This window comes from Pseudomonas sp. GW821-FHT09E12 (genome assembly GCF_059416085.1).
The window spans coordinates 528,548-548,604 of record NZ_JBWKOM010000005.1; the positions used below are offsets into that span (position 1 = coordinate 528,548).

General features: G+C 64.3%; 20 protein-coding genes. 8 read left to right on the plus strand and 12 right to left on the minus strand.

Features of this window, described 5'->3' with window-relative positions:
• Nucleotides 1-46: 46 nt before the first annotated feature.
• The 6 genes from AC07PQ_RS17565 to AC07PQ_RS17590 all read right to left on the minus strand — a co-directional run bounded on the left by AC07PQ_RS17565 (nt 47) and on the right by AC07PQ_RS17590 (nt 5,511).
• Nucleotides 47-307 (minus strand): hypothetical protein, encoded by a 261-nt coding sequence (locus AC07PQ_RS17565; protein ID WP_007925996.1) that lies wholly within the window; start codon nt 305-307, stop codon nt 47-49.
• Nucleotides 308-688: 381 nt separating this feature from the next.
• The gene (locus tag AC07PQ_RS17570) at nt 689-1,852 is read right to left on the minus strand and encodes a gamma-butyrobetaine dioxygenase (RefSeq protein ID WP_493185962.1); all 1,164 of its coding nucleotides are present in this window, start codon (nt 1,850-1,852) and stop codon (nt 689-691) included.
• Nucleotides 1,853-1,875: 23 nt separating this feature from the next.
• Nucleotides 1,876-2,352: a thioesterase family protein gene (locus AC07PQ_RS17575; protein WP_493185963.1), complete on the minus strand. Its 477-nt coding sequence runs from the start codon at nt 2,350-2,352 to the stop codon at nt 1,876-1,878.
• A 147-nt stretch (nt 2,353-2,499) separates the two neighbouring features.
• Nucleotides 2,500-3,465: an L-carnitine dehydrogenase gene (locus AC07PQ_RS17580; RefSeq protein ID WP_493185964.1), complete on the minus strand. Its 966-nt coding sequence runs from the start codon at nt 3,463-3,465 to the stop codon at nt 2,500-2,502.
• Between the two features lie 140 nt (nt 3,466-3,605).
• On the minus strand, nt 3,606-4,493 hold the full coding sequence (cdhC, locus tag AC07PQ_RS17585) for a 3-dehydrocarnitine:acetyl-CoA trimethylamine transferase CdhC (RefSeq protein WP_102679137.1): 888 nt from the start codon (nt 4,491-4,493) through the stop codon (nt 3,606-3,608).
• 73 nt (nt 4,494-4,566) lie between these two features.
• Nucleotides 4,567-5,511, minus strand: a complete 945-nt coding sequence (locus AC07PQ_RS17590) for a choline ABC transporter substrate-binding protein (protein WP_101339326.1) — start codon at nt 5,509-5,511, stop codon at nt 4,567-4,569.
• 193 nt (nt 5,512-5,704) lie between these two features.
• Here AC07PQ_RS17590 and AC07PQ_RS17595 point away from each other — a divergent pair, with 193 nt between their 5' ends.
• Entirely contained in the window at nt 5,705-6,652 is a 948-nt protein-coding gene (locus AC07PQ_RS17595; protein ID WP_492570642.1) for a GlxA family transcriptional regulator, read from the plus strand.
• 99 nt (nt 6,653-6,751) lie between these two features.
• Here the strand turns inward: AC07PQ_RS17595 and AC07PQ_RS17600 are convergent, their stop codons facing one another.
• The 4 genes from AC07PQ_RS17600 to AC07PQ_RS17615 form a co-directional block, all read right to left on the minus strand.
• Nucleotides 6,752-7,168 (minus strand): DUF3010 family protein, encoded by a 417-nt coding sequence (locus tag AC07PQ_RS17600; RefSeq protein ID WP_493185965.1) that lies wholly within the window; start codon nt 7,166-7,168, stop codon nt 6,752-6,754.
• 33 nt (nt 7,169-7,201) lie between these two features.
• Nucleotides 7,202-7,570, minus strand: coding sequence for a helix-turn-helix domain-containing protein (locus tag AC07PQ_RS17605; protein WP_051003931.1), 369 nt, complete (start codon nt 7,568-7,570; stop codon nt 7,202-7,204).
• The gene (locus AC07PQ_RS17610) at nt 7,509-7,763 is read right to left on the minus strand and encodes a type II toxin-antitoxin system RelE family toxin (RefSeq protein WP_009051238.1); all 255 of its coding nucleotides are present in this window, start codon (nt 7,761-7,763) and stop codon (nt 7,509-7,511) included. Before AC07PQ_RS17610 ends, AC07PQ_RS17605 begins: the two co-directional genes overlap by 62 nt.
• 172 nt (nt 7,764-7,935) lie before the next feature.
• A complete protein-coding gene (locus tag AC07PQ_RS17615) occupies nt 7,936-8,337 on the minus strand; it encodes a lysozyme inhibitor LprI family protein (protein ID WP_009045953.1) in 402 nt (133 codons plus the stop codon).
• Between the two features lie 227 nt (nt 8,338-8,564).
• Here AC07PQ_RS17615 and AC07PQ_RS17620 point away from each other — a divergent pair, with 227 nt between their 5' ends.
• The 6 genes from AC07PQ_RS17620 (at nt 8,565) to etfB (ending at nt 16,390) form a co-directional block, all read left to right on the plus strand.
• Nucleotides 8,565-9,542 (plus strand): dipeptidase, encoded by a 978-nt coding sequence (locus AC07PQ_RS17620; protein ID WP_007926352.1) that lies wholly within the window; start codon nt 8,565-8,567, stop codon nt 9,540-9,542.
• Between the two features lie 144 nt (nt 9,543-9,686).
• Nucleotides 9,687-10,217 (plus strand): DUF5943 domain-containing protein, encoded by a 531-nt coding sequence (locus AC07PQ_RS17625; RefSeq protein WP_007926354.1) that lies wholly within the window; start codon nt 9,687-9,689, stop codon nt 10,215-10,217.
• Nucleotides 10,218-10,232: 15 nt separating this feature from the next.
• Entirely contained in the window at nt 10,233-12,293 is a 2,061-nt protein-coding gene (gene dgcA / locus AC07PQ_RS17630; RefSeq protein WP_493185966.1) for a dimethylglycine demethylation protein DgcA, read from the plus strand.
• A gap of 140 nt (nt 12,294-12,433) precedes the next feature.
• Nucleotides 12,434-14,383 carry a dimethylglycine demethylation protein DgcB gene (gene dgcB / locus AC07PQ_RS17635; protein WP_007926357.1) on the plus strand — a complete coding sequence of 650 codons (1,950 nt, stop codon included), beginning with the start codon at nt 12,434-12,436 and terminating at the stop codon, nt 14,381-14,383.
• On the plus strand, nt 14,383-15,603 hold the full coding sequence (gene etfA / locus AC07PQ_RS17640; protein WP_101339320.1) for an electron transfer flavoprotein subunit alpha: 1,221 nt from the start codon (nt 14,383-14,385) through the stop codon (nt 15,601-15,603). The genes dgcB and etfA overlap by 1 nt, the downstream gene beginning before the upstream one ends.
• A 16-nt stretch (nt 15,604-15,619) precedes the next feature.
• A complete protein-coding gene (gene etfB, locus AC07PQ_RS17645; protein WP_007926363.1) occupies nt 15,620-16,390 on the plus strand; it encodes an electron transfer flavoprotein subunit beta in 771 nt (256 codons plus the stop codon).
• Nucleotides 16,391-16,829: 439 nt separating this feature from the next.
• On the opposite strand, the gene AC07PQ_RS17650 is transcribed toward etfB, so the two are convergent.
• Together AC07PQ_RS17650 and gbca are read right to left on the minus strand one after the other, a co-directional pair.
• Nucleotides 16,830-17,246 (minus strand): hypothetical protein, encoded by a 417-nt coding sequence (locus tag AC07PQ_RS17650; RefSeq protein WP_493185967.1) that lies wholly within the window; start codon nt 17,244-17,246, stop codon nt 16,830-16,832.
• Between the two features lie 30 nt (nt 17,247-17,276).
• Complete coding sequence (gbca, locus tag AC07PQ_RS17655; protein WP_007926366.1) at nt 17,277-18,572, minus strand: glycine betaine monooxygenase oxygenase subunit; 1,296 nt, start codon at nt 18,570-18,572, stop codon at nt 17,277-17,279.
• 330 nt (nt 18,573-18,902) lie between these two features.
• Between gbca and gbcB the strand changes: the two genes are divergently transcribed.
• Nucleotides 18,903-20,003, plus strand: coding sequence for a glycine betaine monooxygenase reductase subunit (gbcB, locus tag AC07PQ_RS17660; protein ID WP_007926368.1), 1,101 nt, complete (start codon nt 18,903-18,905; stop codon nt 20,001-20,003).
• Nucleotides 20,004-20,057: the final 54 nt, after the last annotated feature.

Genomic DNA, 20,057 nt, shown 5'->3' on the forward strand with positions numbered 1-20,057 from the left:
TGTGCAGGCACCGCACTCTACTCCGCGATCCGCTCCCGGCGAAGGCTCAGGCGCGGCTGTTCTGGAATTGGGCCAGGGCCGGCAACAGTTGTTTGTCGATGGCCTGGCGCACGGCCGGCAGGATGGTGGCATTGCCGGTGAGCATCTGCTCGACCATGCCCTTGAGGGCCTTGGCCCGGGCATCGCTCAAGCCGCGCACCGCACACTCGCAGGCCTGGTCGGCCGTGGCGCCGGCCGGCATTTCAAAACCCAGGGCCCTCAGTTGGCCGAGCAGGTCGTCCTGGTCAATCAGATCCGCGTGCATCATGACTCTTATCCTTGTTCAGGGAGTGTGGTCGTGAGCCGATTCTGGTAGCCACCCGGACAGTCGGCAAGGGCGAATTGTCGCAATGGCCGGGATGCCTATGAACAGGTCGTTTTCGGCTAACTTGGCTTGAAGGCGACTGGGCACACTGGATTCCAGCTCGGTCATCGAAGGTTTGGTCACCCTCGTGTCGGCTCCTCAGAAAACCTCCTCTGCCCCGATCCTGTCACGGCTTGATCGGGGATTTTTTTGCCTGGAGAAAGGTGGTGTCTGGGCCATTTTTTCGCGAGCAAGCTCGCTCCTACAGGTTCGCGTCGTAGCACGATGCTGGGTACGACATCGCCTCTGTAGGAGCGAGCTTGCTCGCGATTGACGCGACGCGGTCTAGCGCTGCAACACCAGGATCCGCGACAGCAACTCGTCGCGGTCGATGTAGCAACCCTGGAAATGCCGCGCGCCGGTGGCGGGGTCGAAGGCGTTGCGGGCGTGCAGGGTGCGGCGGTTGTCGAAGCACCACAGCTCGCCCGGGTTGAGGCGCTGGATCAGGCGAAAGCGCGGCTCGCGGGTCATGGCGATAAAACGTCGATAAGCGCGGTAGAGCCGGGGCATGTCGTCCACCGAGGCCTCGAATGGCCCGCGCAGGAAGTTGGCCATGCGGATCTCCGTGACCTCACCCAGCGCATCCAGGGCGATCACCGGCGCCAGGCAGCGGTAGTCGCTGTGGCGGTCCTTGTTGCGAAACTCCACGGGGATCTCGCACAGCGCGTGAAACGCCTCGGGGTCTTCGCGGCGCAAGGCGTCGGCGATGGCAAAACCGTCGACAAAGATGCTTTCGCCGCCTTCGGCGTCGTTCACCAGGCAATGCAGGAACTGCAGGCCCGGTTGCAGCTCGCGGGTTGGCAGGTCGGTGTGCAGCGGCAGGTTGAAAGCGGTGTAGGCGTTGCTGTCGGCGTCGGCCTTGGATTGCACGTTGAACAACACGCCGAAATTGCTCTCGCGGATAAAGGCGATGCGCTTGGCGACCTGGGCCAGCGACCCCGGTTCGGTGGGCACGCCGCGGACCTGCGTCAGGCCGATATCGCGCACCGCCAGCAGCCATTGCAACAGCGCCTGCGGGTCCTCCATCAGCACCTGGTACTCGAACACCGGCAGGTGCAGCCGGCTGTCCCACAACTGGCTGTGCGGGCGACGCGCGCGGCGCTCGGCGCGGCTTTCATCGTCGTAGGCGTGGGCCCGCAGCCAGCCCGGATCGAAGCGGCTGAGGTGGCCGTCCTGCCAGTCGATGCTCAGGCAGCCCTGGGCGTCGATCCGGCTGACGGCCGGGGCCAGGTCTTCGGCGACGTCGACGATCTCCAGCACCTGCTCGCGGGTCACGCTGTAGACGCAGTGCGCGCAGGGGCAGTTGTCGCGCAGCCACTGATGATGAAAGGGGCTCGAGCGACCGTCGGCCCACTGCACCTGAACACGGTCCGCCTGGGCTTGTACGGCGGTCAACGCGCTGATCAACGGGTAACTGCGGAAGTCGGCAAAAACGGTGGAGGTATTCACGGTGCGCTCCTGTTTATGGGCGGTTATTTTTCCGGCGGCAGGGCAATCACCCGGCCGATCCAGGCGGGGGCGGGGAGGTTGGCCTGCTCGGCGGCGATGGCTCGCAGTCTGTTCAGCACCGGCTCGCTGAACGGCGCCGAGCGCGGGCCGGCGAGGTCGACGTGGAGCAGCATCTGCTCGTTGCCGGCCAGTTCCAGGTCGTCACCGACCTTGTGCAGGCTGTGGTACAGGTGCAGGCGCTTGCGGTCGTGGCCGATGATTTGGGTGTGTACTTCGACCTCGGTATCGAGCTTCACTTCATGCAGGTAATTGAGGTGCAGCTCCAGGGTGAACAGCGAGTTGCCGCTGGCTTCGCGGTGGTTGCTGTCCATGCCCAGCTGGTCCATCAGGGCGTCGGTGGCGTAGCTGAAAATCAGCAGGTAGAAAGCGTCCCGCAGGTGGCCGTTGTAATCGACCCAGTCGGGGCTGATGCGGGTGGTGTAGGTGGTGAGTGCGGGCATGTCATGGGCTCACGAAAATGGCGGGCTGAACCTGTAGCCGCTGCCGAAGGCTGCGATCGGCTCCGCAGGAGACGCGCTCTTGCGGCCCCTGGAAGGCTCTTCGAGCCTTATCGCAGCCTGCGGCAGCGGCTACAGGGGGCGTCAGGGTTACTCGCTGAAGCTCATGCCGTGTTTGGCCTTGGTGGTTTTAACCGCTTCGAGCACGGCGAGCAGGCAGTCATCACGATAGCGCTCCAGCGCCGAAATGCTGTGGGTGCCGAGCTGCTCGGCGGTGCCTTCGACCACGTCGTCGATCAGCTTGTCGGTCAGTTCCGGGGCCGGCAGGTAGGTCCACGGCAGCTGCAGGGCCGGGCCGAACTGGGCCATGAAGTGCCGCATGCCGGCATCGCCCCCGGCCAGGGTGTAGGTCAGGAAAGTGCCCATGAACGACCAGCGCAGGCCGGCGCCGAAACGGATCGCGTCGTCGATTTCGCCGGTGGTGGCGACGCCGTCGTTGACCAGGTGCAGGGCCTCGCGCCACAGCGCCTCCAAAAGACGGTCGGCGATAAAGCCCGGGACTTCCTTGCGCACATGCAGCGGGCGCATGCCGAGGGATTCATAGACCTTGATCGCGGCCTGCACGGCTTCTGGCGCGGTGTTCTTGCCGCCGACCACTTCCACCAGCGGCAGCAGGTACACCGGGTTGAACGGGTGGCCGACCACGCAGCGCTCCGGGTGGGTGGAACTCTCGTAGAACTCGCTCGGCAGCAGGCCGGAGGTGCTGGAGCCGATCAGCGCATTGGGCTTGGCCGCGGCGCTGATCCTGGCGTGCAGCTCGAGCTTCAGCTCCAGGCGTTCCGGGGCGCTTTCCTGGATAAAGTCGGCGTCTTTCACGCACTCCTCGATGGTCGCGACAAAGCGCAGGCGATCCTGGGACGCGCCCGGTGCCAGGCCCTGCTTCTCCAGGGCGCCCCAGGCATTGGCCACGCGCTTGCGCAGGGCCGCCTCGGCGCCGGGCGCCGGGTCCCAGGCCACCACGTCCAGGCCGTGGGCGAGGGCGCGCGCTACCCAGCCGCTGCCGATGACACCGCTGCCCAGGGCGGCGAAGGTTTTGATCTCGGTGATAAAGCTCATGGTCATTTCCTGAAAGAGTTCACGGTCTTCCTGTAGGAGCGAGCTTGCTCGCGATGGCAATCTTCCAGACGCAGAAATTGCATCGGATGCAGCCATTTTTCGCGAGCAAGCTCGCTCCTACAGAAGAAGGGATATCGGGGTCAGCCGCGCTTGCGCAGGCCCATCTTGGCCCGGCCCTCGGCCGGGGTCAGGACGCGGGCGCCGAGGCGGCTGAGGATCTCGCCGGCGCGCTCCACCAACTGGCCGTTGGTCGCCAGTACGCCCTTGTCCAGCCACAGGTTGTCTTCCAGGCCGACCCGCACGTTGCCGCCCAGCAGCACCGCCTGCGCGGCCATCGGCATCTGCATGCGGCCGATACCGAAGCCGGCCCAGACCGCGCCGGCCGGCAGGTTGTCGACCATGGCCTTCATAGTGGTGGTGTCGGCCGGCGCACCCCAGGGAATGCCCAGGCACAGCTGGAACAGCGGGTCGTCCAGCAGGCCTTCCTTGATCATCTGTTTGGCGAACCACAGGTGGCCGGTGTCGAAGATTTCCAGCTCGGCCTTCACCCCCAGCTCCTGGATGCGCTTGGCGCCGGCGCGCAGTTGCGCCGGGGTGGACACGTAAATGGTGTCGCCGTCGCCGAAGTTCAGGGTGCCGCAGTCCAGGGTACAGATTTCCGGCAGCAGTTCCTCGACGTGGGCCAGGCGGGTCAACGGGCCGACCAGGTCGGTATTGGGGCCGAACTCCATCGGGTTTTCGCCGGCGCCGATCTCCAGGTCGCCGCCCATCCCGGCGGTGAGGTTGACGATGATGTCGACGTCCGCCTCGCGGATACGCTCCATCACTTCGCGGTACAGCGCGACATCGCGGCTGAACTTGCCGGTGTCCGGGTTGCGCACGTGGCAGTGGACCACGGTGGCGCCGGCCTTGGCCGCTTCCACCGCGGCGGCGGCAATCTGTTTCGGGGTGACCGGCACGTGGGGGCTCTTGGCGGTCGTGTCGCCAGCACCGGTGAGTGCGCAGGTGATGATGACGTCGTGGTTCATGGTGCGGGTTCCTTACAGGCGTGGTGGGTCGCTGCGCAGGCGTTTGGCGCTGCGCAGAGGGAGTTCGGGGTGGTTATTGGCTGGTCAGTTTCAGGTTGTCGGCGGCCGGCTTGCCGTCGAAGGTGGTGACCCCTTCGAGCCAGCGCGCCTTGTCCTGCGGATGCTCGGCCAGCCATTGCCTGGCCGATTCCAGGGCGTCCTTGTGGTCGAGCAGCGGTTGCATCATGCGGCTCTCGTCCTCGGCGCTGAAGGTCAGGTTGCTCAGCAGCCGGCTGACATTCGGGCACTGCTCGGCGTAGGTCGGCGCGGTGACGGTCCACACCGTGGCCATGCCTTCGTTCGGGCCCAGGGCGTCGTCGCTGCCGGTGAGGTAGGTCATCTGCACATTGACGTTCATCGGGTGCGGCGCCCAGCCGAAGAACACCACGGCTTCCTTGCGTCGCACGGCGCGATCCACCGCCGCGAGCATGCCGGCCTCGCTGGATTCGACCAGCTGGAATTTGCCCAGGCCGAACTGGTTCTTGGTGATCATCGCCTTGATCTGGGTATTGGCGCCCGAGCCGGGTTCGATGCCGTAGATCTTGCCGCCCAGTTCCTTCTCGAATTTGGCGATGTCGGCGAAGGTTTTCAGGCCCTTGTCCGCCAGGTAGGTGGGCACGGCGAGGGTCGCGCGGGCGTCCTTGAGGCTGGGCTCGGCCAGCACCTTGACCTGCTTGGCGTCGACGAAGGGGGTGATGGTCTGGGTCATCAGCGGGTTCCAGTAGCCGAGGAACAGGTCCAGGCGCTGGTCGCGGATGCCGGCGAAAATGATCTGCTGCGAGGCGCTGGTCTGCTTGGTCTTGTAGCCGAGGCCGTCGAGCAGCACCTGGGCCATGGCGCTGGTGGCGATCACGTCGGTCCAGTTGACCACGCCGAGGCGCACGTTCTGGCAGCTGGCGGCGTCGGCGGCCATGGCGCCGGAGCTGAGAAAGACGGTACCGCTGAGTGCAAGGACGCAACTGCTGATCAGTCGTTTCATGAAGGTTTCCTCGGCAGGTCGTTATTGTCGGTTCCGGCGTCTATGTGCGCCGGTGATGCCACGTTACGCAGCCGGCGGGCGCTGAAAACGCACAGCGGCGACCGGCTCTTGCACTGCAGCGACCTTCGTCTTGAACCCGGCGTGGAAACGGCGTATCACAGTGGCCACGCTGCCCGTCATCCGAGTGCGTTCCATGTCCCAGGATTTCTATTTCTTGCTGATGCCGGGCTTCTCGGCCATCGGGTTCATCTCGGCCATCGAGCCGCTGCGCGTGGCCAATCGCTTTCGCGGCGAGCTGTATCGCTGGCATGTGCTGAGCGCCGATGGCGGCGCGGTATTGGCGAGCAACGGCATGTCGGTCAACGCCGACGCGGCGCTGGAGCCGTTGAAGAAGGGCGCGACCCTGTTGGTGGTGGCCGGCTTCGAACCGTTGAAGTTCGTCACCCCGGCGCTGGTGCACTGGTTGCGCCGCCTGGATGTGGAGGGCGTGACCCTGGGCGGCATCGACACCGGCAGCGTGGTCCTGGCGCAAGCCGGGCTGCTTGAAGGCCACCGCGTGACCCTGCACTGGGAAGCGATCGAGGCGTTCAAGGAGTCCTATCCGCAGCTCAGCGTGACCCAGGAGCTGTTCGAGATCGACCGGCGGCGCATCACCTCGGCCGGCGGCACCGCGTCCATCGACATGATGCTCGACCTGATCGGCCAGGCCCACGGCCCGGAGCTGGCGATCCAGGTCAGCGAACAGTTCGTGCTCGGGCGCATCCGCCCGCGCAAGGACCACCAGCGCATGGAAGTCGCCACCCGCTACGGCATCCGCAACAAGAAGCTGGTGCAGGTGATCGGCGAGATGGAACAGCACAGCGAGCCGCCCCTGAGCACCCTGCAGCTGGCCGAATCGATCAAGGTCACCCGGCGCCAGCTCGAGCGCCTGTTCCGCCTGCACCTGAACGACACCCCGAGCAACTTCTACCTGGGGCTGCGCCTGGAAAAGGCCCGGCAACTGCTGCGCCAGACCGACATGAGCGTGCTGGAAGTCAGCATCGCCTGCGGCTTCGAATCACCCTCGTATTTCACCCGCAGCTATCGCGCCCGGTTTGCCCAGTGCCCGCGGGAAGACCGGCGCCAAAGCCTGAAGGTCTGAGCTGCTGATTCTGTAGGAGCGCAGCTTGCTCGCGATGCAGGCAACGCGTTGGGTCAGGCGGGCCGCCATCGCGGGCAAGCCTCGCTCCAGAGTCAGGGTTTATTTCTTCAGCAGGGCCGCACAGGCAGTTTTGTAGGCTTCATGCTGATACTTGTTCAGCGTCGCCGGCAGGTCGAAGCTGTGCTTCTTGTTCTGCGCGTTGATGGTCTGCGGCGACAGCAGGGTCACCTCGCAGTTGTCCAGCAGCTGGAACACGCCTTCGATCTTGAAGGTGGTCGGGCCGCCGGCGAATTCGCCTTTTTTGCTGCGCTTCTTGATGGCGATGCGGCTGATGCCGTTGTCGCGGACGAAGGCGGCCACCTGGGCCGCGAAGGCTTTGACGTTGGCGGCTTCGTCATCGTCGTCCAGGGCGATTTTCTTGCAGGTGTTGGCCAGGTGTTGCGCCGTGCCGTCTTGCAGGGTTGCCAGGGCGAAGATGGCTTCGCTGCCTTTGATTTCGATGCCGCAGATGCTCATGGGAAAACCTTTTCTCGATGAATGGCGTGCAGCTTACAGTTCCAGCTGGTCGGCGCGAATGCCAAAGGCCGCGGCGATCTTCTCGCGGGTGGCGCGGCGGGGCTTGGCGACGCTTTCCTGCTGGGCGAAGGCCGGCTGGGAAATGCCCAGGCGCTTGGCGACCTCGTCCTGGGTCAGGTGCAGGTGCTCGCGCCAGGCGCGGATCGGCGTGGCGCCGTCAACGATGCGGCTGACCACGTCATGGGGGATCAGGTCCGGCTCCTGGCGTTGCGCCACATAGTCCGCATAAGGGATCACCACGAACGCCGGCTTGCCGTCCGTGCCGTTGATGATCTGGATGTCAGTAGGTGCGTTCGTCACGTTTCTTGACCTCTTGGATACTGACCACTCTGATAGCGCCATCCCAGTCGAACAGGATTCGATAGTTGCCCACTCGCAGGCGGTAGGCATAGGTGTGACCGCTGAGTGCCTTGACGTTGCCGGTGTCGGGCATGTCGCCGAGCAAGGTCACCGCGTCACGGATCTGTACCTGATGGGCGCTGTGCAATCGCAGCAGTTGTTTGACGGCCTTACGGGTCCACAGGATGCTGTTCATGAACGAATATAAGCCTTTTATAAGATTAATCAATCTTTGCTTATATTCGCTCGCGGGCCAAGGCGAGAACCTTGTCCGGGTATTGCTCATGCTTCTGTAGGAGCAGGGGGGACGCCCAGTCCTTGCCCGCGATTGCGGTATTCCTGTTGTAGAAAAACTTGCGGCCGACTCGTTACTCCTGCCCGATCGACTCAAGAAATTCCGACCGTTCATCGCTCATGCGCGCCAGGCAATCGGCCTGGGCAATGGCGTAGGCCTTGCTGCCGGGTTTGGCGGGGAAGGTATCGACGGCGCAGTCGGCGTCGCGCTGTTTCTGCCACAGCTGCTGGGCGTTCTGCACCTTGGCGGTGATGTCGGCCAGCTGGGCCTTGTCGCTGCCGTATTGCGTGCCCAGGCGTTCGAGCAGGCCCTGCAGGTTGTCGCTCAGCAGTTGCTCGGCGGTGGTTTTGTTGAAGGTGGCGCATTCCAGAGTCTGTTGATCCTGTTCGACGCTGTCGCACGGGGAGTTGTCGGCCTCTTCAGCCGCCTGTGCGCCCGTCGCCAGCAGTGCCAAAGCCAGGAAGATCGATTTCATTGCGTCGCAGCCCCCTCTAATCCAGTGATGCGGCGGATTCTGGCCCATGCGCATGACAAAGAACAGATGGGGCAAGGGACGCCCGGCAGACCCTTTGTCGCGGATTGACGCTTTCGGCAATTCCCCTGTCGTTTTTGCACCCGGCTGCCCGGGCACCGAGGCATATGCTGACCCCAAAGCGCCGGCAGACGATTCGGCGCATGAATTGCCAATAAGGGGACTGCCTGATGAGCCCAGCCGAATTGCACGCCGACAGCATCGTTATCGACGGGCTGATCATTGCCAAGTGGAACCGTGAGCTGTTCGAAGACATGCGCAAGGGCGGCCTGACCGCAGCCAACTGCACCGTGTCGGTGTGGGAGGGCTTCCAGGCCACGGTCAACAACATCGCCTCCAGCCAGAAGCTGATCCGCGAGAACAGCGACCTGGTGATGCCGGTGCGCACCACCGCCGACATCCGCAAGGCCAAGGAACTGGGCAAGACCGGCATTCTGTTCGGCTTCCAGAATGCCCATGCCTACGAGGACCAGATCGGCTACGTCGAGGTGTTCAAGCAGCTGGGCGTGGGTATCGTGCAGATGTGCTACAACACCCAGAATCTGGTGGGCACCGGCTGCTACGAGCGCGATGGCGGCCTGTCGGGCTTCGGTCGCGAGATCGTCGCCGAGATGAACCGCGTCGGCGTCATGTGCGACCTGTCCCACGTCGGCTCCAAGACCTCCGAGGAAGTCATCCTCGAATCGAAAAAGCCGGTCTGCTACTCCCACTGCCTGCCGTCGGGCCTCAAGGAACACCCGCGCAACAAGTCCGATGAAGAGCTGAAATTCATCGCCGACCACGGTGGTTTCGTCGGCGTGACCATGTTTGCGCCGTTCCTGGCCAAGGGCATCGATTCGACCATCGACGACTACGCCGAGGCCATCGAATACACCATGAACATCGTCGGCGAAGACGCCATCGGCATCGGCACCGACTTCACCCAGGGCCATGGCCAGGACTTCTTCGAATACCTGACCCACGACAAGGGCTACGCCCGTCGCCTGACCAACTTCGGCAAGATCATCAACCCGCTGGGCATCCGCACCGTGGGCGAGTTCCCCAACCTCACCGAGACCCTGCTCAAGCGCGGTCACTCCGAGCGTGTGGTGCGCAAGATCATGGGCGAGAACTGGGTCAACGTCCTCAAGGACGTCTGGGGCGAATAACGCCAACCCTCCACAGCACACACCTGTAGCCGCTGCCGAAGGAGACGCGCTCCTGCGGCCCTCGGAAGGCTCTTCGAGCCTTATCGCAGCCTTCGGCAGCGGCTACGGATGCACCAATCCAAAAGAATTCCGGAGTTTTGAAACATGGCCAAGATCGCCCCGCAACTGCCCATCGAAGTCGACAGCGAAACCGGTGTCTGGACCTCCGACGCCCTGCCGATGCTGTACGTGCCGCGTCACTTCTTCGTCAACAACCACATGGGCATCGAGGAAGTACTGGGCGCCGACGCCTACGCCGAGATCCTCTACAAGGCCGGCTACAAGTCCGCCTGGCACTGGTGTGAAAAAGAAGCCGAATGCCACGGCCTGGAAGGCGTCGCGGTATTCGAGCACTACATGAAGCGCCTGTCGCAGCGCGGCTGGGGCCTGTTCAAGATCCAGGACATCGACCTCGACAAGGGCACCGCCAGCGTCAAGCTCGAACACTCGGCCTTCGTCTATGTGTACGGCAAGGTCGGACGCAAGGTCGACTACATGTTCACCGGCTGGTTCGCCGGCGCCATGGACCAGATTCTGGCCGCCCGCGGTAGCAAGATCCGCACCGTCGCCGAACAGGTCTACGGCGGTTCCGAAGAAGGCCACGACGATGGCCTGTTCACCGTCAAGCCGTTGTAAGCGGAGTTAAGAAAAATGGCTTTCGAAGCGATGTTCCAGCCGATCCAGATCGGCAAACTGACCATCCGCAACCGGGTGCTCAGCACCGCGCACGCCGAGGTCTACGCCACCGATGGCGGCATGACCACCGACCGCTACGTGAAGTATTACGAAGAGAAAGCCAAGGGCGGTATCGGCCTGGCGATCTGTGGCGGTTCGTCCGTGGTGGCCATCGACAGCCCGCAGGAATGGTGGAGCTCGGTGAACCTGTCCACCGACCGCATCATTCCGCACTTCCAGAACCTGGCCGACGCCATGCACAAGCACGGCGCCAAGATCATGATCCAGATTACCCACATGGGCCGCCGCTCGCGCTGGGACGGTTTCAACTGGCCGACCCTGATGTCGCCGTCGGGCATCCGCGAACCGGTGCACCGCGCCACCTGCAAGACCATCGAGCCGGAGGAGATCTGGCGGGTGATTGGCAACTACGCCCAGGCCGCGCGCCGGGCCAAGGCCGGCGGCCTGGACGGCGTCGAGCTGTCCGCCGTGCACCAGCACATGATCGACCAGTTCTGGAGTCCGCGGGTCAACAAGCGGACCGACGAATGGGGCGGCAGCTTCGAAGGCCGGATGAAGTTCGGCCTGGAAGTGCTCAAGGCGGTGCGCGCCGAAGTCGGCGACGATTTCTGCGTGGGCATGCGTATCTGCGGTGACGAGTTCCACCCGGACGGCCTGTCCCACGAGGACATGAAGCAGATCGCCAAGTATTACGACGACACCGGCATGCTCGATTTCATCGGCGTCGTGGGTTCGGGTTGCGACACCCACAACACCCTGGCCAACGTGATTCCGAACATGAGTTATCCACCGGAGCCGTTCCTGCACCTGGCCGCCGGGATCAAGGAAGTGGTCAAGGTTCCGGTACTGCATGCGCAGAACATCAAGGACCCGAACCAGGCCACCCGCATCCTCGAGGGTGGTTACGTCGACATGGTCGGCATGACCCGCGCGCACATCGCCGACCCGCACCTGATCGCCAAGATCAAGATGGGCCAGGTCGACCAGATCAAGCAGTGCGTGGGCGCCAACTATTGCATCGACCGCCAGTACCAGGGCCTGGATGTGCTGTGCATCCAGAACGCCGCGACCTCCCGTGAATACATGGGCGTGCCGCACATCATCGAGAAGTCCACCGGGCCGAAACGCAAGGTGGTGGTGGTCGGTGCCGGCCCGGCCGGCATGGAATCGGCGCGGGTGGCGGCCGAACGTGGCCACGACGTGACCCTGTTCGAGAAGAAAGAGGCCATCGGCGGACAGATCACCACTGCGTCGAAAGCGCCGCAGCGCGACCAGATCGCCGGTATCACCCGCTGGTATCAGCTGGAGCTGGCGCGCCTGAAGGTCGACCTGCGCCTGGGCACCGCGGCCGATGCCGAGACTATCCTCGACCTGCGTCCGGACATCGTGGTGCTGGCCGTCGGCGGGCATCCGTTCCTTGAGCAGAACGAGCACTGGGGCGCCGCCGAAGGGCTGGTGGTCAGCAGCTGGGACGTGCTCGACGGCAAGGTCGCGCCGGGCAAGAACGTGCTGGTCTACGACACCATCTGCGAGTTCACCGGCATGTCGGTGGCCGACTTCCTCGCCGACAAGGGCAGCCAGGTCGAGATCGTCACCGACGACATCAAGCCGGGCGTGGCCATCGGCGGTACGTCGTTCCCGACCTACTACCGCAGCATGTACCCCAAAGAAGTGATCATGACCGGCGACATGATGCTGGAAAAGGTCTACCGCGAAGGCGACAAGCTGGTGGCGGTGCTGGAGAACGAATACACCGGCGCCAAGGAGGAGCGGGTGGTCGACCAGGTGGTGCTGGAGAACGGCGTGCGGCCCGACGAAGCGATCTACTACGCGCTCAAGGAAGGCTCGCGCAACAAGGGCCAGGTCGATGTCGAAGCGCTGTTCGCGATCAAGCCGCAGCCTTCGTTGAGCCAGGCGGGCGACGGTTATCTGCTGTTCCGCATCGGTGACTGCGTGGCGCAGCGCAACACCCACGCGGCCATCTATGACGCCCTGCGGATCTGCAAGGATTTCTAAGCCATACCTGTAGCCGCTGCCGAAGGCTGCGATCGACTGCGAAGCAGTCGTGCTCTTGAGTTCGCAGGGAAGTCCTGCGGACTTCATCGCAGCCTGCGGCAACGGCTACAACGACCGAGCTGGTCTTTGGGAGCTCCACCATGTTGAACACCCTTCTTCCCATCCTGCTGTTCGCAGCCATCGGCCTGGCTGTCCTGGGCGCGTTGCGGCGGGTGGCCATGTGGCGCCGGGGCCGTGCGTCCAAGGTCGACCTGATCGGCGGCCTGCTGGCCATGCCCAAGCGCTACATGGTCGACCTGCACCATGTGGTGGCGCGGGACAAATACATCGCCAACACCCACGTGGCCACGGCCGGTGGCGCCGTGGCGTCCATCGTGCTGGCGATCCTGGTGCACGGTTTCGGCCTGCATAACCGCATCCTCGGCTACGCCTTGCTGCTGATGTCGGCGGTGATGTTCGTCGGCGCGATCTTCGTTTACCTGCGCCGTCGCAACCCGCCGGCGCGCTTGTCGAAAGGCCCGTGGATGCGCCTGCCGAAAAGCCTGCTGGCGTTCTCGGCGTCGTTCTTCCTGGTGACCCTGCCGGTGGCCGGGATCCTCCCGGAAAACTTCGGTGGCTGGGTATTGGCCGCGATCCTCGGCCTCGGTGTGTTGTGGGGCGTGTCCGAGCTGTTCTTCGGCATGACCTGGGGCGGCCCGATGAAACACGCCTTCGCCGGTGCCCTGCACCTGGCCTGGCACCGCCGTGCCGAACGCTTCGGTGGCGGCCGCTCCACCGGCCTCAAGCCGCTGGACCTGGAAGACCCGAACGCGCCGCTGGGCGTGGAAAAACCCAAGGACTTCACCTGGAACCAACTGTTGGGCTTCGACGCCTGCGTGCAGTGCGGTAAATGCGAAGCCGCGTGCCCGGCCTTTGCCGCCGGCCAGCCGCTGAACCCGAAAAAGCTGATCCAGGACATGGTCGTTGGCCTGGCGGGCGGTACTGACGCCAAGTTCGCTGGCAGCCCGTATCCCGGCAAAGCCATTGGCGAACACAGTGGCAATCCGCACCAGCCGATCGTCAACGGCCTAGTGGACGCCGAGACCCTGTGGTCGTGCACCACCTGCCGCGCCTGCGTCGAGGAATGCCCGATGATGATCGAGCACGTCGATGCCATCGTCGACATGCGCCGTCACCTGACCCTGGAAAAGGGCGCCACCCCGAACAAGGGCGCCGAAGTCCTGGAAAACCTGATCGCCACCGACAACCCGGGCGGTTTCGCCCCGGGCGGGCGGATGAACTGGGCGGCGGACCTCAACCTGGCGCTGCTCGGCGAGAAGAAGACCACCGATGTGCTGTTCTGGGTGGGCGACGGTGCGTTCGACATGCGCAACCAGCGCACCCTGCGCGCCTTCGTCAAAGTGCTGAAGGCGGCCAAGGTCGACTTCGCGGTGCTGGGCCTGGAAGAACGCGACAGCGGCGACGTGGCCCGGCGCCTGGGCGACGAGGCGACCTTCCAGCTGCTGGCCAAGCGCAATATCCAGACCCTGGCCAAGTACAGCTTCAAGCGCATCGTTACCTGCGACCCCCACAGTTTCCATGTGCTGAAAAACGAATACGGCGCCCTCGGCGGCGAGTACGTGGTGCAGCACCACAGCACCTACATGGCCGAGCTGATTGGCGCCGGTGCCCTCAACCTGGGCCAGCACAAAGGCAACAGCGTGACCTATCACGACCCGTGCTACCTGGGCCGCTACAACGGCGAGTACGAGGCGCCGCGCGAGGTCCTGCGCGCCCTGGGGATCGAGGTCAAGGAAATGCAACGCTCCGGTTTCCGCTCGCGCTGCTGCGGCGGTGGCGGCGGCGCGCCGATCACCGACATTCCGGGCAAGCAGCGGATCCCCGACATGCGCATGGACGACATTCGCGAAACCGGTGCCGAGCTGGTGGCCGTGGGTTGTCCACAATGCACCGCGATGCTCGAAGGTGTGGTCGAACCACGACCGCTGATCAAGGACATCGCCGAACTGGTGGCCGACGCCTTGCTCGAAGACGCCGCGCCTGGCAAGCCGGTGACCCCGGCCAAACGTGAACCTGCGGAGGCCCACTGATGAGCGACATTATCCGCCGCGACCCACGGGCCGAATGGATCGCCCGTAACCGCCTGCACCCGCTGCACGCGGCCATGCAGCCGGCGCAGCACAGCTGGATGGGGCCCAACGGCATCCTCCGCAAGAACCCCCACGGGATCGGTTTCATCGGCCCCAACGGTATCAAGCGCATCGACCGCAGCGGCGCCCAGCAGGGCGGGGCGGTCAAGCGCAGCGCCGCGGTCGAAGTCCAGCTGCCGCTGCATCAGGTGGCGCAGCCGGCGTTCTACATCAGCGTGGTGCCGGACATGGTCGGCGGCCGCCTGAGCAGCCACGACCGCGACCTGCTGGGCCTGGCCCATCAGCTGGCCGGCAAGGACGGCGCGGTGCTGGCGGTGGTGTTCGGCGAGCACAAGGAAAACGCCTTCGCCACGGCCGGCGTCGACCGCCTGCTGGTGCTGGAAGGCAACGAATTCAGCGGTTATGCACCGGAACAGCGAGTCCAGGGCCTGCGGGCTGTGGATAACCAGTTCAGCCCACGCCACTGGTTGCTGCCCGACAGCCGCACCGGTGGCGGCGAACTGGGCCGGCGTTTTGCCGCGGCCCTGGGCGAACGCCCGGCCACGCGGGTCTGGCAGGTCAAGGACGAGCAATGCATCGGCCGCGCCGGTGCCGGCTTGCAGGACCTGGCGCGACCGTTGGCGCGGCTGATCCTGGCCGCCGCCGAATGCGCGGAACCGGTCAGTGAAACCCGCCACGAAGCCCTGCCGGTGGAGTTATCCACAACGGTGGCGCGCAGCCTGGCGCGAATCGAGGATCTGGGCGCGGTGGCGGTGGACCCGGCGGCGATTCCCATGGCTGAGGCCGAATTCATTTTCTCTGGCGGCAACGGGGTCAAGGACTGGGAGCTGTTCCACAAAACCGCCGCGGCCCTGGGCGCCACCGAAGGCGCGTCGCGGGTGGCGGTGGACGATGGCTTCATGGCCCGCGACCGTCAGGTCGGTGCCTCGGGCACTTGGGTCACAGCCCGGGTGTACGTGGCGGTGGGGATTTCCGGGGCGATCCAGCACCTGCAGGGCATCGGTGCCTGCGACAAGGTGGTGGCGATCAACCTCGATCCGGGCTGCGACATGATCAAACGCGCCGACCTGTCGGTGATTGGCGAAAGCGCCGAGCTGCTTCAAGCCTTGATCGCGGCGGTAGAGGCCTACCGCAACGGCGCCAAGCGCGATGCGGCTTAAGGGAAGGACAGAGCTTATGAGTACCAATGTGATCAGCCTGGTGTCCATCGGCGCCCACCCGACTTCCGGCCGGCCCCGGCGCGCCGAGCAGGATGCGCGGGCGGTCGAGCTGGGGCTGCAACTGGCCGGGGACAGGCTGCAGGTGCTGCACGCCGGCGATATTGCCGAGCCGGCCCTGCGCGCGTACCTGGGCATGGGCCTGGAACAGATGCACGTGCTGGAGCAGTCGGCCGGTGCCGATGCGCTGCCGGCGCTGACCGATTATCTGCGCGATGCCGGAGCGCAAGTGGTACTCACCGGCAGCCAGGCGGAAACCGGCGAAGGCTCGGGCATGCTGCCGTTCCTGCTGGCGGAAAACCTCGGTTGGCCGCTGGTGGTGGGCCTGGCCCAGGTGGAATCCATCGACGGCGGCGTGGCCCTGGTGCTGCAAGCCCTGCCGCGCGGCCAGCGCCGTCGGCTGAAGGTGCGCCTGCCGTTCCTCGCCACTGTGGATAACGCCGCGCCCAAGCCACGGCAGAGCGCCTACGGCCCGGCCCGGCGTGGGCTGCTGCAGGCGCGGCAGGTGGAAGTGCTCGACGATGAGTTATTCACCAGCGCCACCCTGCAACCGGCCAAACCGCGGCCCAAGCGCCTGAAAGTGATCAAGGCCAAGAGCGGCGCCGACCGCATGAAAGCCGCGACCGCCAAGGCCAGCGGCGGTGGTGGCCAGGTGCTCAAGGGCGTCAGCGCCGAAGCCGGGGCCGAGGCCATCCTCAAGCTGCTGATCGAAGAGGGTGTGGTCCGCTAGGGTCGGGCCGCCGTTGTACCGTTATCGCGAGCAAGCTCGCTCCTACAGGGATGTGTGAGTCCCATGTAGGAGCGAGCTTGCTCGCGATAAATCCTCCAAACGCCACATACCCCACGGTTACCCACAATCCCTGTGTGCGCCTCTGTGGATAAGATGTTCGTCCCTCTCTGCAAGCCTCGCCAATCAAGCGCTACAGCGCGTTGTACGAAAAACGATCAAGCTAAGTCGAGGTTTTTCCGAAGGTTTTTCTGTGGATAAGGAATTCCCTCGGTCCTCTGCCGCTGCCGAGTTGCCCCCAAAGTCTGTTGGCCTCTTTGTGGATAAGATGTTCGCTATCCGCTGAGAACCTTATAAACAGTGGCCTGCAGAGGCCTGATCAAAAAACAGGCAAATCCGAAGTTTTGCCCCGCCGGCGGCACTCAAGCCTCGATATTTCGCGCTATTCGGCGGTTTTCCACAGCTCGCTGCCCTTGGCCGCAAAGTTGCCCCCAAAGTCTGTTGGCGCTTCTGTGGATAAGGTGTTCGCCTTCATCTGCGGGCCTTTAAAAACGTGGCTTACAGAGCGCTGTTCAAAAAATGAACAAAGTCTTGTGGAAAAGGCCTTTCCGGATAAGTCACGGATTTTCTTCAGGTTCTGCCAGTGAATCCGCCGGCTGAAAGCCGAGTTGCCCACATTTGCTGTGGGTGGAGGTGTGGATAACTTGTTCGCGGAAGGCTGGGAGCCTTGTCGGCCATGGCCGGGAGGGATTCCGATCAAAAAACGTACAGCAAGCTTGCCCCCGTAGGAGCGAAGCTTGCTCGCGATGAACGCTAACGCGGTGGTTCGGGTACACCGTGTCGCGGCCTTCGCGGGCAAGCCTCGCTCCTACAGAAGCCCAGCCCGGGATCAGCCGTGAACCGGCACGCCCTTGAGGTACGGAGCCGGTTCGGCGCCGAGGTTGCTCAGCATGCGTTCGCTGTACCAGTCCACGAAGTTGACCACGCCGAACTCGTAGGTCTTGGAGTACGGGCCTGGCTGGTAGGCGGTGGAGTTGATGCCGCGCTGGTTCTCCTCGGCCAGGCGACGGTCCTGGTCATTGGTGGCGTCCCACACCTGGCGCATGCGCGCGACGTCGTAGTCCACGCCTTCGACCGCGTCCTTGTGCACCAGCCACTTGGTGGTGACCATGGTTTCCTGGGCGCTGATCGGCCACACGGTGAACACGATGATGTGGTCGCCCATGCAGTGGTTCCACGAGTGCGGCAGGTGCAGGATGCGCATCGAGCCCAGGTCGGGGTTCTTGATCCGGCCCATCAGCTTGGCGCAGCCCTGCTTGCCGTCCATGGTCATGGACACGGTGCCCTTGAGCAGCGGCATGCGCACGATGCGGTTGCGCAGGCCGAAGCTTGCGTGGGCGTAGGGGATCTTCTCGGCTTCCCAGGCGGCAGCCGAGGCGGCTACGTGGTCCTTGAACGCCTGGTCGGCGCGCGGGTCGGTGACGTCGTCCCACTCCAGCAGGGTCTTCAGCAGTTCCGGGTGCGAACCGCCGCAGTGGTAGCACTCGCGGTTGTTTTCCAGCACCAGCTTCCAGTTGGCCTTTTCCATCAAGGTGGTTTGCACCGCCACCTTGGTGTTCTCCATGTCGTAGGGTTCCATGTAGTGCGTCAGGGTCGCCAGGAAGTCATCGATGGCCGGCGGGTTCTCGGCCAGAGAGATGAAGATGTAGCCTCCGGCGGTCTTCACGTTCACTGGCTTGAGGCCGTATTGCTTCATGTCGAAGTCGGCGCCCATCTCGGTGCCGGCGAACAGCAGGCGACCGTCCAGCTCGTAGGTCCACTGGTGGTAGTGGCAGACCAGCTTGGCGACCTTGCCCTTGTCGCTGGTGCACAAGCGCGAACCGCGGTGGCGGCAGACGTTGTGGAAGGCATGGACCACGCCGTCGGCGCCACGGATCACGATGATCGGGTTCTTGCCGACCTGCAGGGTCATGTAGTTGCCCTTGGTCGGAATCTCGCAGGTCATGCCGGCGATCAGCCATTCCTTCTGGAAGATCTCCTGCATGTCGATATCGAACAGGCGCTCGTCGCAGTAGAACGGCTGCGGCAGGGAAAAGGTCCGCTCGCGTTCTTGGAGCATTTGCGCGGTGGCCTTGCGTGCGGGTTCCAGCGGATCGCCCAGGCTCAGGGTTGCGGTGACGTCCATCGTTTTGGTCCTCATGGCCATCTGTGTGGCCGGCGAAAGTGGCAGTGTGGCCGGTGTAACGGGCTTGCTCCGCACAAGCCCGTCACACCGGCCACGGTTACGACGCAAGGCTGAAAAATCAGCGGTTCTCAGTTGAGGCGAGTGTGGGGCCGGCGCGGCCCGGAACCTTATCCATGGGCGACATGGCCCAATCTGTTCCCGACGCGCAAGCCCCGGTGGTTGGGGGCTGGTCGCGATAAGTATGTGAATGTCGCAGATAGGTAAATGGGTGTTTATGGGCCTGCGCACAATCGCCACCATAAAGGCCGGCAGTCGGCCGTGGAGATCAGCATGTCCAACAACTTCCTGAACCCGGTAACCACCCAGACCTGGGCCAATGGCCGACACATCGTCCGTTGCGTCAAAGTCATCCAGGAAACCTGGGACGTGCGCACCTTCTGTTTCATGGCCGACCAGCCGATCATGTTCTTCTTCAAGCCGGGGCAGTTCGTCACCCTGGAGCTGGAGATCGAAGGCCAGCCGATCATGCGTTCCTACACCATTTCCAGCTCGCCCTCGGTGCCGTACAGCTTCTCGGTGACCATCAAGCGCGTCCCGGGCGGCAAGGTCTCCAACTGGCTGCACGACACCCTGCACGAAGGCCAGGAGCTGGCGGTGCACGGGCCGGTGGGGCTGTTCAACGCCATCGACTTCCCGAGCCCGAAAGTTCTCTACCTCAGCGGCGGCGTCGGCATCACCCCGGTGATGTCCATGGCGCGCTGGTTCTACGACACCAACGGCAATGTCGACATGGTGTTTATCCACAGCGCGCGCTCGCCGAAGGACATCATCTATCACCGCGAGCTGGAGCACATGGCGTCGCGGATCGACAACTTCAGCCTGCACCTGATCTGCGAGAAACATGGTCTGGGCGAGCCCTGGGCCGGTTATCGCGGCTACCTGAACCACAAGATGCTGGAGCTGATGGCGCCAGACTTCCTCGAGCGCGAGGTGTTCTGCTGCGGCCCGACGCCGTACATGAACGCGGTCAAGCGCCTGCTCGAAGCCAGCGGCTTCGACATGTCGCGCTACCACGAGGAGTCCTTCGGCGCGACGCCGGCGGAAGCCCGCGCCGACGCCGTGGAACAGGCCGAGCAGGCCGCCGAGGCGCCGGAAATCGACGTCGCCGACCTGCACCAGGTGGAGTTCACCGCATCCGGCAAGAGCATCCGCGTGGCGCCGGGCGAGACCGTCCACGCCGCCGCGGCCAAGCTCGGCCTGATGATCCCCAAGGCCTGCGGCATGGGGATCTGCGGCACCTGCAAGGTGCTCAAGCTGGGCGGTGAAGTGGAGATGGACCACAACGGTGGGATCACCGAGGAAGACGAAGCCGAAGGCTACATCCTGTCCTGCTGCAGCGTGCCGAAGGGGGATGTGCGGGTCGAGTATTGAGCGAACGTTTCCGGTCCCGAGCATGGCTTGGGACCGCGTTATCGTTCATCGCGA

Coding starts and splice junctions, on each gene's coding strand:
- AC07PQ_RS17620 (WP_007926352.1), top strand. CDS start 8,565: ATGAGCCCAGCCGAATTGCACGCCGACAGCATCGTTATCGACGGGCTG.
- AC07PQ_RS17605 (WP_051003931.1), bottom strand. CDS start 7,570: ATGGCGCTATCAGAGTGGTCAGTATCCAAGAGGTCAAGAAACGTGACG.
- AC07PQ_RS17575 (WP_493185963.1), bottom strand. CDS start 2,352: ATGCCCGCACTCACCACCTACACCACCCGCATCAGCCCCGACTGGGTC.
- AC07PQ_RS17625 (WP_007926354.1), top strand. CDS start 9,687: ATGGCCAAGATCGCCCCGCAACTGCCCATCGAAGTCGACAGCGAAACC.
- gbcB (WP_007926368.1), top strand. CDS start 18,903: ATGTCCAACAACTTCCTGAACCCGGTAACCACCCAGACCTGGGCCAAT.
- dgcA (WP_493185966.1), top strand. CDS start 10,233: ATGGCTTTCGAAGCGATGTTCCAGCCGATCCAGATCGGCAAACTGACC.
- etfB (WP_007926363.1), top strand. CDS start 15,620: ATGAGTACCAATGTGATCAGCCTGGTGTCCATCGGCGCCCACCCGACT.
- dgcB (WP_007926357.1), top strand. CDS start 12,434: ATGTTGAACACCCTTCTTCCCATCCTGCTGTTCGCAGCCATCGGCCTG.
- cdhC (WP_102679137.1), bottom strand. CDS start 4,493: ATGAACCACGACGTCATCATCACCTGCGCACTCACCGGTGCTGGCGAC.
- AC07PQ_RS17610 (WP_009051238.1), bottom strand. CDS start 7,763: ATGAACAGCATCCTGTGGACCCGTAAGGCCGTCAAACAACTGCTGCGA.
- etfA (WP_101339320.1), top strand. CDS start 14,383: ATGAGCGACATTATCCGCCGCGACCCACGGGCCGAATGGATCGCCCGT.
- AC07PQ_RS17580 (WP_493185964.1), bottom strand. CDS start 3,465: ATGAGCTTTATCACCGAGATCAAAACCTTCGCCGCCCTGGGCAGCGGT.
- AC07PQ_RS17595 (WP_492570642.1), top strand. CDS start 5,705: ATGTCCCAGGATTTCTATTTCTTGCTGATGCCGGGCTTCTCGGCCATC.
- AC07PQ_RS17600 (WP_493185965.1), bottom strand. CDS start 7,168: ATGAGCATCTGCGGCATCGAAATCAAAGGCAGCGAAGCCATCTTCGCC.
- AC07PQ_RS17590 (WP_101339326.1), bottom strand. CDS start 5,511: ATGAAACGACTGATCAGCAGTTGCGTCCTTGCACTCAGCGGTACCGTC.
- gbca (WP_007926366.1), bottom strand. CDS start 18,572: ATGGACGTCACCGCAACCCTGAGCCTGGGCGATCCGCTGGAACCCGCA.
- AC07PQ_RS17565 (WP_007925996.1), bottom strand. CDS start 307: ATGATGCACGCGGATCTGATTGACCAGGACGACCTGCTCGGCCAACTG.
- AC07PQ_RS17615 (WP_009045953.1), bottom strand. CDS start 8,337: ATGAAATCGATCTTCCTGGCTTTGGCACTGCTGGCGACGGGCGCACAG.